The sequence below is a fragment of the Serratia sp. X10 genome, assembly GCF_017811775.1.
GTDB classification, from domain to species: Bacteria; Pseudomonadota; Gammaproteobacteria; order Enterobacterales; family Enterobacteriaceae; genus Serratia; species Serratia ureilytica.
The window spans coordinates 42,532-54,191 of record NZ_JAEIOH010000009.1 but is presented as its reverse complement, the minus strand read 5'-3'; the positions used below and the strand labels follow the sequence as shown (position 1 = coordinate 54,191).

14 protein-coding genes are annotated in these 11,660 nt (G+C 60.8%); 3 read left to right on the top strand and 11 right to left on the bottom strand.

What is annotated here, in order from left to right; genetic code table 11:
• Nucleotide 1 precedes the first annotated feature (1 nt).
• From alsE to J9788_RS22135, 10 genes are all read right to left on the bottom strand, one after another.
• Nucleotides 2–673, bottom strand: a complete 672-nt coding sequence (alsE, locus tag J9788_RS22180; protein ID WP_033644765.1) for a D-allulose 6-phosphate 3-epimerase — start codon at nt 671–673, stop codon at nt 2–4.
• Between the two features lie 30 nt (nt 674–703).
• On the bottom strand, nt 704–1,738 hold the full coding sequence (locus J9788_RS22175; protein WP_094144081.1) for an ABC transporter permease: 1,035 nt from the start codon (nt 1,736–1,738) through the stop codon (nt 704–706).
• Nucleotides 1,739–1,748: 10 nt separating this feature from the next.
• Nucleotides 1,749–2,735 (bottom strand): ABC transporter permease, encoded by a 987-nt coding sequence (locus J9788_RS22170; protein ID WP_025304132.1) that lies wholly within the window; start codon nt 2,733–2,735, stop codon nt 1,749–1,751.
• Nucleotides 2,728–4,245, bottom strand: a complete 1,518-nt coding sequence (locus tag J9788_RS22165; RefSeq protein WP_046898994.1) for a sugar ABC transporter ATP-binding protein — start codon at nt 4,243–4,245, stop codon at nt 2,728–2,730. Before J9788_RS22165 ends, J9788_RS22170 begins: the two co-directional genes overlap by 8 nt.
• A 2-nt stretch (nt 4,246–4,247) precedes the next feature.
• Nucleotides 4,248–5,231, bottom strand: a complete 984-nt coding sequence (locus J9788_RS22160; protein ID WP_025304134.1) for a substrate-binding domain-containing protein — start codon at nt 5,229–5,231, stop codon at nt 4,248–4,250.
• 48 nt (nt 5,232–5,279) lie between these two features.
• Entirely contained in the window at nt 5,280–6,098 is an 819-nt protein-coding gene (locus tag J9788_RS22155) for a DeoR/GlpR family DNA-binding transcription regulator (RefSeq protein ID WP_033644759.1), read from the bottom strand.
• A 380-nt stretch (nt 6,099–6,478) separates the two neighbouring features.
• The gene (locus tag J9788_RS22150) at nt 6,479–6,796 is read right to left on the bottom strand and encodes a BrnA antitoxin family protein (RefSeq protein ID WP_046898992.1); all 318 of its coding nucleotides are present in this window, start codon (nt 6,794–6,796) and stop codon (nt 6,479–6,481) included.
• Nucleotides 6,759–7,082 carry a BrnT family toxin gene (locus tag J9788_RS22145; RefSeq protein ID WP_072056098.1) on the bottom strand — a complete coding sequence of 108 codons (324 nt, stop codon included), beginning with the start codon at nt 7,080–7,082 and terminating at the stop codon, nt 6,759–6,761. Before J9788_RS22145 ends, J9788_RS22150 begins: the two co-directional genes overlap by 38 nt.
• Nucleotides 7,083–7,159: 77 nt before the next feature.
• Nucleotides 7,160–7,519, bottom strand: coding sequence for an SDR family oxidoreductase (locus J9788_RS22140; protein ID WP_182265482.1), 360 nt, complete (start codon nt 7,517–7,519; stop codon nt 7,160–7,162).
• Between the two features lie 97 nt (nt 7,520–7,616).
• Nucleotides 7,617–7,850, bottom strand: a complete 234-nt coding sequence (locus J9788_RS22135; RefSeq protein ID WP_033644758.1) for a hypothetical protein — start codon at nt 7,848–7,850, stop codon at nt 7,617–7,619.
• A 189-nt stretch (nt 7,851–8,039) separates the two neighbouring features.
• Between J9788_RS22135 and J9788_RS22130 the strand changes: the two genes are divergently transcribed.
• The 3 genes from J9788_RS22130 to J9788_RS22120 are packed head-to-tail and all read left to right on the top strand — an operon-like array spanning nt 8,040 to nt 10,649.
• Complete coding sequence (locus J9788_RS22130) at nt 8,040–8,699, top strand: response regulator (protein WP_033652176.1); 660 nt, start codon at nt 8,040–8,042, stop codon at nt 8,697–8,699.
• A 4-nt stretch (nt 8,700–8,703) separates the two neighbouring features.
• On the top strand, nt 8,704–10,122 hold the full coding sequence (locus J9788_RS22125; RefSeq protein ID WP_182265338.1) for an ATP-binding protein: 1,419 nt from the start codon (nt 8,704–8,706) through the stop codon (nt 10,120–10,122).
• On the top strand, nt 10,122–10,649 hold the full coding sequence (locus J9788_RS22120; RefSeq protein WP_052759969.1) for a GNAT family N-acetyltransferase: 528 nt from the start codon (nt 10,122–10,124) through the stop codon (nt 10,647–10,649). The genes J9788_RS22125 and J9788_RS22120 overlap by 1 nt, the downstream gene beginning before the upstream one ends.
• Before the next feature lie 9 nt (nt 10,650–10,658).
• On the opposite strand, the gene J9788_RS22115 is transcribed toward J9788_RS22120, so the two are convergent.
• Entirely contained in the window at nt 10,659–11,624 is a 966-nt protein-coding gene (locus tag J9788_RS22115; RefSeq protein WP_046898985.1) for a zinc-binding alcohol dehydrogenase family protein, read from the bottom strand.
• Nucleotides 11,625–11,660 lie beyond the last annotated feature (36 nt).

The following is an 11,660-nucleotide window of genomic DNA, read 5'->3' as shown; positions in this document are numbered from 1 at the left end:
CTCAGGCCGCCTGCCGCATCTGATCCAGCATTTTTTCCCATGCCGTCTCCAGATCCGGATCAAGATTGAACAGCCCGGAGCTGCCGACGATCAACACTTCTGCACCGGCGCCCATCAGATCGCGGTAAGTGCGCTGGTTGCAGGATCCGTCGATCTCGATCAGATAGCGCAAATTTTGTTGGCTTTTCAGGTCGCGCAATTGGCGGATCTTTTCCAGCATTTCGGGAATGAACGGCTGCCCGGCATAGCCCGGATCGACGGTCATGACGGTGACCTTGTCCAGCAGGTGAAGGTAGTGGCGAATAAACTCCACCGGCGTGGCCGGGTTCAGCACCACCCCCACTTTTTTGCCCAGCGCGCGGATTTGATTGATCACCCGAAACGCGTCGCGGTTGATGGTTTCAGCGTGCGGGCAGATAAAGTCCGCGCCTGCGCGGGCGATCGGCTCGATAAAGTCGGTCGGGTTCTCCACCATCAGATGCACATCCAGCAACAACGAGGTGTGCGGGCGGATCTGTTCGATAAAGAACGGCGACAGCGTGATGTTTTTAACGTAGTGCCCGTCCATGATGTCGATATGCAGCATATCGGCGCGGCGGTTCAGCACCGCCAACTGTTGGCGGATATCCATCAGGTTCATGCACATCAGTGAAGGCGAAATCTGGTATTTCATTAGCGTTATCCTGCGCAAAAGGGAAAAGGATCAGTGGCCCGCCGCGGTTCTGGCCTGGGCCGCGCTGCGGCGCATCGCCCGCCGCTGCCGATAGCGATGCCGGAAAAACTTCAGCGCCAGCACCGCGATCAGCACGGCGCCCCACATCGCCAGACTGAAATGCGGGCTGACGTTCATCAGGTTCAAACCGGTCGCGATCACCTGCAGCACGATCAGCGCCAGCACCACGCCGCTGACCCGGCCAAAACCGCCGAACGGATCGGTGCCGCCCAGAATGATCGCCAGCACCGTCAGCAGCAGGTAAGAGTCGCCGTAACCCATGCGCGCCGAGTTGAAGCGCGCCATCATCACCAGCCCGGCAATGACGCACAGCAGGCTGGAGAGGGTGTAAATGGCGATCAGCACCCGATGGGTATTCACGCCGCTGAAATGGGTGGCGTTGATGTTGCTGCCGCTCATGTAGATGCATTTGCCGAGCCGGGTTTTCTGCAGGAACAGCGCCAGCAGCGCGGCGACCGTCAGGAAGATCCACAGTGGCACCGGCACGCCCAGCACGCTCTCGGCGCCGATAAAGCGCACGATCTCCGGCATGCCGCTCAGGGCGGCGCCGCGCGTCAGGTAGATGCCGATGCCGTTGACCGTGGTCATGGTAGCCAGCGTCACCAGAATCGGGTGCGCGCCGACGTAGGCCACCAGTGCGCCGGTCGCCGCGCCGATAAGCCCGGCCAGCAGCATCGCCGCCGCCAGCGCCAACGCCAGCCACAGCGCCTGCAAGCCCAGCCCGGCGTCCGCCGGCAGGTAGCTGATGAACAGCCAGGCCATCAGCAGGCTGGTCAGGTTGGCGCTGGCGATAATGCACAGGTTCAGGCCGCCGCTGAGGATCGGGATGAACATCGCCAGCGTCAGCAGACCCAGTTCCGGCAGCTGGAAGGCCACGCTGGTGAAAGTGGCGCCGCTGAAGAAGCGCCCCGGCATCAGCAAGCTGAAGGCGAGCACCACCGCCAGCAGCAAGGCCAGCAAACCGACGGCGGCCCCGTCCGGACGAAATTTCAGGTTGTTGCCCATCAAGCGCTCCTCAGGCGAAACCGACGTCGGTTTCTTTGCGTTTCTTGTAGTGAGTGACGGTGATCGCCGCGACGATCACCAGACCGATCACCACGTTCATGAAGTAGCTGGACACGCCGATCAGGTTGAGGCCGTTTTTCAGCACGCCGATCAGGAACACGCCCATCAGCGTGCCGACCACGCTGCCCTTGCCGCCGTTCAGGCTGGCGCCGCCCAGCACCGCCGCCGCCAGCACGTCGAGCTCGCCGCCCACCAGCGCGTTGGGCACCACTTCCCCCATGCGATACACCTGCACCAGGCCGCCGATCGCCGCCATCGCGCCCAGATAGCCATAGGCGAACAGATGCAGCAGGCCGACGCGAATGCCGATGCGCCGCGCCGATTCCGCATCCCCGCCCACGGCAAACAGCTGGCGCCCGAGGTGCGTTTTGTTCAGCAGCAGCCAGGTCAGCAGCGCCACCGCCAGCATCACCAGCGTCGGCAAACCGAGCTGATAGCTCTGCTCACCCAGTTGGAACGGCAACACGCTGCGCGGCAGCGTCCACCAGTCCGGCAATGCGTACAGGCTGCGGCCGTTGGTCAGCCACATCAGCATGCCGAACAACAACGCCTGCATGCTGATGGTGACGATGATCGAGACGATGCGCAGGCAGTAGATCAACAGCGCGTTGACCATGCCGAGCGCAGCGCCGATCGCCAACGCCAGCAAAATGCTGCCCGCCGGGCTGGCCAGGCCGTAATGCGTCGCCAGCGTGGCGATCAGGTACTGCACCACCGAGGCGACTGCGGCGAAGGAAATGTCGATGCCGCCGGTCACCAGCACCACGAACAGGCCGAGGGCGAATATGCCGCTCACCGCGTAGCTTTCGCTGAGATCGAGCAGGTTTTGCACCGTCAAAAACTGATCGCTGAGTAGCGAAAAGACGATGACCGTCAGCAGCAGCACCCAGGCCAGGTAGCCTTCGTTGCCGCGCGGTTTCAGACTGAATCTACGCATTAACCGCCTCCGCCAGCTGCAGCTGGCTCACCTGCCCCGGCAGGTACTCGCCGATCACGCTGCCGCCGCTGAAGTGCAGCACCCGATCGCAGTTGTAATACACTTCGGGCACCTCGTCGGAGATCAGCAGAATCGCGATCCCCTCCTGCGCCAGCAGATGGATCAATTGGTAGATGCTGGCCTTGGCGCCGACGTCGACACCGACGGTCGGCGAGTCGAGGATCAGGATCCGCGGTTGGGTCAGCACCCACTTGGCCAGCACGATCTTTTGCTGATTGCCGCCGGAGAGCGTCGAAACCGCCTGATCCGGATCCGCCACCCGCACGCCGAGTTTGGCGATCCACTCCGCGACGATGCGATTCTTACGGTAATCGTCGATCAGGCGAAAACGCCCGCGCAGCTTATCGAGAATGGTCAGCACCGCGTTGTCCGCCACCGACTGTTGCTGCACCAGCCCCAGCGTCAGGCGATCCTCCGAGACATAACCGATGCCGGCCTTGATCGCGTCCTCATGGCCGCGAAAGCGCACCGGTTTGCTGTCGAGGTAAAGCTTGCCGCTGTCCGGCCGGGTCATGCCGAACAGGCTCAGCGCCAGCTCGGTGCGCCCCGAGCCGAGCAGTCCGCACAGCCCGAGCACCTCGCCCTGATGCAGGCAGAAGCTGACATCGTGATACTGCCCGGCGCGGCTGAGACGATCCGCCTCCAGCATCACCCGATCCTTATTCATGCTCGGTGACTTCAGGCGATAGTCCAGCGTCAGGCCGGTCATCAATTCGGTCAGGCGATCGCCGGTGATCTCCGCCGCCGGCCAGGTGCCGATCTTGTTGCCGTCGCGGATCACCGTGACGCGATCCGAGATCTCCAGCACCTCGTCCAGCCGGTGGCTGACGAACACCACGCAGATGCCCTGCGCTTTCAAATAATCCACCGTGCGCAGCAGCTGATTGACCTCGGTGCGGGTCAGCGAGGCGGTCGGTTCATCCATGATCACCAGCCGTGCCTGCGCCACCAGCGCGCGGCAGATCGCCACCTGCTGGCGCTGGGCGATCGGCAGTTCCGCCACCGGTTTGTCGAGATCGAGATTGAAATTCAGCTCCTGCAGCAGGCGTTCGGCGGTGCGCCGCAGCCTCGCCGGGCGGTGCCATCCCAACAGCCCGCGCAGGTTGTGCTCAAAGGCGATGTTTTCCGCCACCGTCAGGTTGGGAAACAGCGACAGATCCTGATAGATCACCTGAATGCCGAAGGCGCGCGCCTGATCCGGCGACAGCCGGCCGAAGGTTTGCCCATCGAGGGTAATGCGGCTGCCGTCATCCGGTTGATACACGCCGGCGATCGCCTTGATCAACGTGCTCTTGCCGCAGCCGTTGGTGCCGGCCAGGCAGTGCACCTCCCCCGGCATCAGCGCCAATGAGATATCGTTCAGCGCGCGCTGCCCGCCGAAGGTCATCGACAGCTGTTGCAGTTCGATAAGCGGCGCGCCCCGCGTTGCCGTATTGCCGGAAATCGCCATGATTACAGCCCCATCTTCACCAGCTTCGGCAGGTTTTGCTTATCCAGGCTTTCGGTGGCGTTGCCAAGAATGGTGTGCTGCTGCGCATCCACCTGCACCTTGCCCATGCCTTCGATGGTCATGCCATCGGTGATTTTTTCGCCCTTGTGCATCATGTCGGCGATGCGCACGAACACTTCGCCCGCCACCATCGGGTTCCAGATGTAACCGCCCTTGATGGCGCCGCGATTGACCAGCGAAGCACCCTGGCCCGGGCTGAACGGCCCGATGACGCAGATATCGTTGCTTTTGCCGCGGTTGAGCACCGCGCGCCCGGCGCCGATCGGCCCCTGCGAACCGAACGCCAGCACGCCTTTCAAATCGGGATATTTGGCCATCAGATCGTTGGTGGTGCGCACGCTGTCATCCAGCGACTCCCCCACGCCGAACTTGTCGCCCACCAGCTGCATGTTCGGGTAGTGCTGCTTCTGGTAATTGATCGCCGAGTCCGACCAGGTGATGTGCAGCGGCACCGTCAGGCTGCCGACGTATACCGCGTACTTGCCCTGCTCTTTCATGCAGGCGGCCAACGCTTTCATGTGGTTGACCCCATGCTGCGAGGCGTCCACCAGCTCAAAATCCCAGTCGGCGTACTTCTGACCGGGGGACTCGTGCACGATCACCTTGATGCCCGCCTCCTGCGCGCGCTTGAGCACCGGTTCCAGCACCCGGGCGTCGTTCGGCACCACGCCGATGATGTCCACCTTCTGCGCGATCAGATCCTCGATGGCGCGCACCTGCAGCGCCGGATCCGCCGCCGTCGGCCCGACCATCCAGGCGTCGATGCCGCGTTTGGCGCTCTCGCTTTTGATACCGGCCTCCATGGCGTTGAACCAGGGAATGCCGCCGATTTTCACCACCACGCCCATTTTCAGCTTGTCCGCCGCCTGCGCGGAGACCGACAGCAGCAGCGAGGCAAACAGACCGACCAGTACGGATTTTTTCATTGTTCTCTCTCCACAAGTGTTGGCTGTAATAAAAGGTTTTCGTTGTTGTTATCGCGCCGCCCTTTTCGCGGCGGGTGAAACTTCAATCACATCGACGTTGTTCCAGGCCAATTCCTGACGAAACTCGTCATCGCCAAGCCTGTCGGTGATCAGCGTATCTATTTCCCGGTAATGGCAAATGCGGGCGAACGAGCGGCGGCCGAACTTGTTGCTGTCCACCAGCAGGAACTTGCGCTCCGAGGCCAGCAGCATCTGTTGCTTCAGCCGCGCATGGTGCTCATTGCTCTCGCGGATGCCGCCGTCCTGGCAGATGCCGTGGCAGGAGAAAAACAGCTTGTTGATCACGAACTCTTTCAGCATCTGCTCCGCCAGCACGCCGATAAAATCCTCGTACTTGGCGGAATACTCGCCCCCCAGCCCGATGGTGCGCACGTTGGCCTTGCAGGCCAGCGTCTGGATGATGTGCAGCGAGTTGGTCAGCACCACCAGCGAGATATCCGGCAGCTGGCGCGCCAAAAACCAGCTGGTGGAGCTGCTGTCCAGCAGCAGGCAATCCCCCGGCGCGATAAACTCCAGCGCGCGTTTGGCGATGCGCGTCTTCTGCTCCGGCGACTCATTGCTGCGCTGGCGGAAGGACTCTCCCTGATCTATCTCGGCGGGCACATAGGTTTTTTCCACCGCCGGCGGCTCGACGAAGACCGCGCCGCCGTGGCTGCGCAGCAGCAGGCCGCGCCGTTCCAGCAGGGCCAGATCACGCCGCGCCGTCTCGATAGAGATATGGCACAGCTGCGCCACCTCCTGCACCATCACGCGGCCGCGCTGGCTCAAGACTTCGGTAATAAAGCGATGACGTTCTACAGGCAGCATGTTTCTTTTCTCCTCCACGACGATGATTACGATATCGATTTGCCGCGCCGCGTTTTGCGCGCAGACGCAAAGCGCATCGCCCCGCGATCGGTCAACGATCGCGCTGTGATAGTTGTCAAAAAAATCGGGAAGGAAATGAAATGAATAATTACGAAAGTGTGGAGTAACAGACAGTTATGATGCGCGTACGCCTGAGACAGACAGGAGAGAAACGATAAACGGTCACAATTCCACGTTCCGCGGCATGACCGTTAATGACCGTTTGTGTGGTTTTGACCGAGCGCCGCAAGAAGACAGCCGGCGTTGATAACGCATTACCTGAAAAAAAAGCAAAAAAATCCGGTGAGAATCTCACCGGATCGTTAGCCGCCTGGCACAAATTATTCCTCGTGCTCATGCTCTTTCAACATCGCCTCACGCAACACGGCGTTCAGGCGTTTCTGATAGCCTTTGCCTGGTCGCTGAAGCCAGGCCAACACATCCGCATCGATTCGGATGGTTTTTGATACTTTCATCGGCTTATAAAAACGCCCCTGAACCGCAGTCTGCCACGCTTCTTCCCCCAGCGCCGGCGCATCGGCATAATTGATGTCCTCGTCCGGCAACGCACTCAGTGAAGCAATTTGCGCTTTCTGCTCCTCCGTCAACGGCGGGAGTACGCTATGGGCCAGATTTTTGGCGGAATTTTTGCGCTTCATATCTTCCCCTCTCTTTGGCATCGGCCTTGCGTGCTGAAATGATACGCACGATCTCTACTGTATCGCCTTCGACATCCGTTTCGATCGTCGTATGTGCCACCAGCAACAGCAAACAAGAGCCAACCATACCGATCGTTTGCCAACGTTCTTCTCCACCCTCGATCCTTTCCAGCACAGCCAAATGGTTGGGATCCAGAAAAACCCGTTGCGCAATCTCAAAACTGACACGGTGTTTGCGCTGGTTACTGTGATTTTTATCCTGATTCCATTCAAAATAAACATACATTTTTGTAACTACATTTTGATTATTATTTAATCAAAATACATCGCCTCCGGAGGGATGTCAAAATTCTCCGGATGCGTTCAACGCCCGCCTGCGGTCTCGATAAAGGTGCCGGTCACGTAAGACGCGGCGTCAGACAGCAGCCAGGCGATCGCCTCCGCCACTTCCTGCGGCTGGCCGCCGCGCTGCATCGGCAAACTGCTCTTCACGCGATCCACCCGGCCGGGTTCGCCGCCGCTGGCGTGTATCTCGGTATAGATAAGCCCAGGCCGCACGCCGTTGACGCGGATGCCCTGCGCCTCAATCTCCGCCACCACCTGCCGCGCCGCGCTTTCGTCGCGCAGGTAATTCACGCCCACCGCATAGCCCTGCCGGGCCAGCAGCAAAGCGGTCGCGCGGCCAATTCCCCGGCTTGCGCCGGTCACCAATGCCACTTTCATCATCGTATTTTTTCTCTGGTTGGCGATGTCGACAACGGCCTGCGCACAGGCCTTCCGTTTGCCCGTCAGAGTATAGAGCGGCGCCCTAAAAAACGCTTCAAAGCTGAGCCAGGCGGCGCAGCTGCTTTTTAATGCGCGACTTGGCGCAGCCGTAAGCGTCCGTCGCCGCCGCCTGATGCACCCGCTGCAAAGCGGAAGCATGATGGCCGCCGTGGCTATGGCTCTGCGCATCACCGCGAAAAGACAGCATCAACAGAACGAGCAGTATCGCCACGCCTGAATACATCAGCCGCCGCGAGGCGCCCGCGTTCGGGAAACCTTCAGTCTGCATGTTTCGCTCCCTCAGCCATGATTTCGAATGGCAGCAAAATAACTGAAATTCCCCCCCGCTCCCTTAACGCGAGATTAAAGCCAGATTAAGGTTTGCTTAAGAACGCGCAGGCAGAGCGGTTTTCCTCGTTGTCTTCCCGCCAGCGTTATAGTTAGATAATCGCGACTCAAGGCTCTCAGCGGAAATAACGTGAACATACTGTTGGTGGAAGACGACCTGCAATTAGGCAAGGCGCTGTGCCGAGCATTGGAGCTGGCCGGCTTTAATTTGTGCTGGGTGCGCCTGCTCACCGACGCGGAAAATAAACTTTCACCCGGCGGGTTCGATTTGATGCTGTTGGATCTCACGCTGCCGGACGGCGACGGTTTGCAGAAGCTGATCGCCTGGCGCGCCGCCGGACAGAATATCCCGATCATCATCCTGACCGCCCGCGATCGCATCGAGAGCCTGGTGAACAGCCTCGACTCCGGCGCGGACGACTTTCTGGCCAAACCTTTCGCGCTGCCCGAACTCATCTCGCGCGTCAAGGCAGTCAACCGGCGCATGGCGGGCTTCGCGTCTCAAACCTGGAGCCTCGGCGCGCTGTATCTCGATCCGGTCAACCATCAGGTCATGCTGGATAACGAACTGCTGATGCTGTCGAAAAAAGAGTATCACCTGCTGCACGAACTGATGCGCTGCGCCGGCACCGTGGTGCGCAAAGCGGTGTTGGAACAGCGGCTGTTCGGCCACGGCGATAGCGTGGAAAGCAACTCGCTGGAAGTACACATGCATAATTTACGCCGCAAGATTGGTAAAGAAAGAATCATTACAGTACGCGGCATTGGCTATTTGCTGAAGAAAGAGTAGCGGGATGATCGGTTTCAAATCCTTCTTTATGCGCACCATTATTTTCCAGGTCCTGGCCATTTTATTATTATGGGGGATCCTCGTCGCCTGGGTGAAGTACTGGTATTACCCCGACATGGAGAAATATTTCGATAACCAGCAACGCATCGTCGCCGCAGGCATCGCCAATATTCTCGATGAAACCGGCACCGATAATATTGATTACCGCGGCATCATCAAAACCATCGAAAGCATGTACATTGATTCCATCAATAATGGCATGCAGGATCAATTCGACTATCATCCGCTGTTCGTGGTTTACGATCGGGATAACCGGGTGCTTTACTGCTCACAAACGCAGGAAGAACCGCTGCGCCTGCCGCCTGCGGTGCTGTCCGGATCCGTCAATTACGCCGGCGCCAACTGGCACCTTGCCGGCAGCTGGAGCGAAAAGCGCCAGTACCGGGTGATCGTCGGCGAGTCTTTCAACGATCGCACCACGATATTCGGCAATCCGGCGGAAAGCACCGCCGTACCGCTGTTGGGCATTCTGGCGGCGATCATCATTACCTTGCTGTTTACCGCCTACTTCAGCCTGCGGCCACTGCGCCAGATCGCCCGCACCATTTCCGATCGTCAGCCGGGCAACCTGTCGCCGCTCAACGTCAGCGAGCAGTATCAGGAAATCCGGCCGGTGGTGATGGAGGTCAACAAACTGATGGCGCGCATCGACGCGGCCAATCAGCGCGAGAAACGCTTTATGGCCGACGCCGCGCACGAGCTGCGCACGCCGATCGCCGCCGTACTGGCGCAGCTGCATCTGCTGACCCAGGTCAGCGAGCAACAGGAGCGCCGGGAAATCATCGGCGACATGCAGCAAGGGCTGGATCGCGCGGCGTCGCTGTCACGCCAGCTGATCAACCTGGCCAAGCTGGAGGCAGAAGATTTTCCGCTGAAGATTGAGGCGGTGGACATCTATGCGGAGATCGGCAAATGCATCGCACAGCACGTCCCCTATGCGCTGGAGAAAGATGTCGAACTGTCGCTCGACGGCAGCGAGGATGTGGTGGTGAGTACCGACCGCCATGCGCTGATCGCCATCTTCACCAACCTGCTGGATAACGCGCTCAAGTACGCGCCGCCCGGCAGCCGCATCGAGGCTAATATCCGCTCGCTGGCGCCGCTCGGCTGCTATATTACGTTGCGCGATAACGGCCCGGGGGTGAGCGAAGAACACCATTCCCGCCTGTTTGAACGCTTTTACCGCGTGCCCGGCACGCAGCAAACCGGCAGCGGGCTCGGATTGGCCATCGCCCGAAACCTGGCCGACAAAATCGGCGCGCAGCTGCGCGTTACCGAAGGCCTTGACGATCGCGGCATCGGCTTCATCATCGATTTGCCGGAAAGTTATCGGCCACAGACTGAGAGTGAACAACGACCATGATTGCCCCTGTTCTGCTGCAACGGCAGCAACTCGACCGGCTATGGGATATCGACCGCAGCGAAATTATCGACACGCTGTATCGCCTGCAGGACGGCAAGTTGCAATCCTATGCGGAGTACTACGACGTGCGCGGCTGGGATCCGCACGATCGGGAAACCTATACGCCAATCCACGAAGCGTGCTTCGATCGCGGCGGCGCGTTTTTCGCGCTGTTCGAAGGCGAGGAGATCGTGGCGGCGGCGGCGCTGGACACCGAGCCGCGCGGCCCACAGCGGGATCTGCGCCAGCTGCTGTTCTTTTACGTCAGCGCGCACAAACGCGGCCAGGGGTTAGGCAGGCAGCTGTTCCAGCTCTGCCTGCGTCAGGCGGCGCAAGACGGCGCCGCCGGGCTGTATGTCTCCTCCATCCCCAATAAAAGCACCGTAGACTTCTATCTGGCGCAGGGCTGCCGGCTCATCGAACAGCCGGATACCGAATTGTTCGCCCGTGAGCCGGAAGACATTCACCTGGTCTGCCCTTGCCGCTAGCGGCCGGGGTTAACGGGCGATGCGCATCACCGAACGCACGTCGCTTTTCTTGTTCAGATCCCACACCTCGGCGATCTCCGCCAACGCGTGCTCCTGCGTCTCGATAGTGAGCGCTCCGGTCGCCGCCAGCGCCAAAATCTCGGTCGCGTAGCGCTGCATCTCCGGGATCGGCGGGAAGTTGCCGGTGCCGCTGCCGAGGATCTGCAGCTGGTTGCTGCGCAACACCGCCGCCGGCAGCCGGATGTCCGGCGCGGCCATCGAACCGACGTTGACCAAGCGAATGCCGCGTCCGCCGGCGTAAGACGAGAGATCGTGATTATTGAGCGTCGCCAGCAGCGCTTCCGTCGCCGGGCCCCAGATGTAATCGACGATCACCTGATAACCGCCCGGCCCCGCCGCCGCCGCGAAGGCCTGCGTCAGCGCCTCGCCCTGCAGGCTCAGATCCACCGTGGCGTCTACACCCAATGCCTCCAGCACGCTCAGTCGACGGCCGGCGGCAACAATACGCCTGGCCCCCGCCTGACGCGCCGCCGCGACCGCCAGCTTGCCCGAGGTGCCGGTAGCGCCAATGATCAGCACCGTTTCACCGGGCTGCAGATCCGCCCGCCAGCGCAGCGGCAGCCAGGCGGCGAAGGCCGGATTGATCAGCGCGGCCGCCGTGGCGTCGTCCACCGCCTCCGGCACCGGCACCGTCCAGGACGCGACGCTGCGCTCTGCCATCGCGCCGTAAGGGCGACGGAAAGAGGCGAAGTACACCCGTTGCCCGTCCGCCGTACGGCCCACGCCATCGGTGCCGGGCACGATCGGCAATTGCTTCGGGCTGGAATAGTGGGTGCCAGCGACGGTGGCGCGATCCAGCTGTTTGATGCCGGCCGCCAGAACGTCGATCGGCACTTCATTCGCCTGCGCCTGAGGCTCCTCAAAGGTGCCGAAAACCGGGGGTTGCCCCAGCGCTGTTACTATTGCCGCTTGCATGGTGACTCCTCAAATCGTGGGAACGTACAGGAAAGA

Coding starts and splice junctions, on each gene's coding strand:
- J9788_RS22115 (WP_046898985.1), bottom strand. CDS start 11,624: ATGCAAGCGGCAATAGTAACAGCGCTGGGGCAACCCCCGGTTTTCGGC.
- J9788_RS22170 (WP_025304132.1), bottom strand. CDS start 2,735: ATGCGTAGATTCAGTCTGAAACCGCGCGGCAACGAAGGCTACCTGGCC.
- J9788_RS22155 (WP_033644759.1), bottom strand. CDS start 6,098: ATGCTGCCTGTAGAACGTCATCGCTTTATTACCGAAGTCTTGAGCCAG.
- J9788_RS22150 (WP_046898992.1), bottom strand. CDS start 6,796: ATGAAGCGCAAAAATTCCGCCAAAAATCTGGCCCATAGCGTACTCCCG.
- J9788_RS22165 (WP_046898994.1), bottom strand. CDS start 4,245: ATGGCGATTTCCGGCAATACGGCAACGCGGGGCGCGCCGCTTATCGAA.
- J9788_RS22135 (WP_033644758.1), bottom strand. CDS start 7,850: ATGCAGACTGAAGGTTTCCCGAACGCGGGCGCCTCGCGGCGGCTGATG.
- J9788_RS22140 (WP_182265482.1), bottom strand. CDS start 7,519: ATGAAAGTGGCATTGGTGACCGGCGCAAGCCGGGGAATTGGCCGCGCG.
- J9788_RS22175 (WP_094144081.1), bottom strand. CDS start 1,738: ATGGGCAACAACCTGAAATTTCGTCCGGACGGGGCCGCCGTCGGTTTG.
- alsE (WP_033644765.1), bottom strand. CDS start 673: ATGAAATACCAGATTTCGCCTTCACTGATGTGCATGAACCTGATGGAT.
- J9788_RS22145 (WP_072056098.1), bottom strand. CDS start 7,082: ATGTATGTTTATTTTGAATGGAATCAGGATAAAAATCACAGTAACCAG.
- J9788_RS22160 (WP_025304134.1), bottom strand. CDS start 5,231: ATGAAAAAATCCGTACTGGTCGGTCTGTTTGCCTCGCTGCTGCTGTCG.
- J9788_RS22125 (WP_182265338.1), top strand. CDS start 8,704: ATGATCGGTTTCAAATCCTTCTTTATGCGCACCATTATTTTCCAGGTC.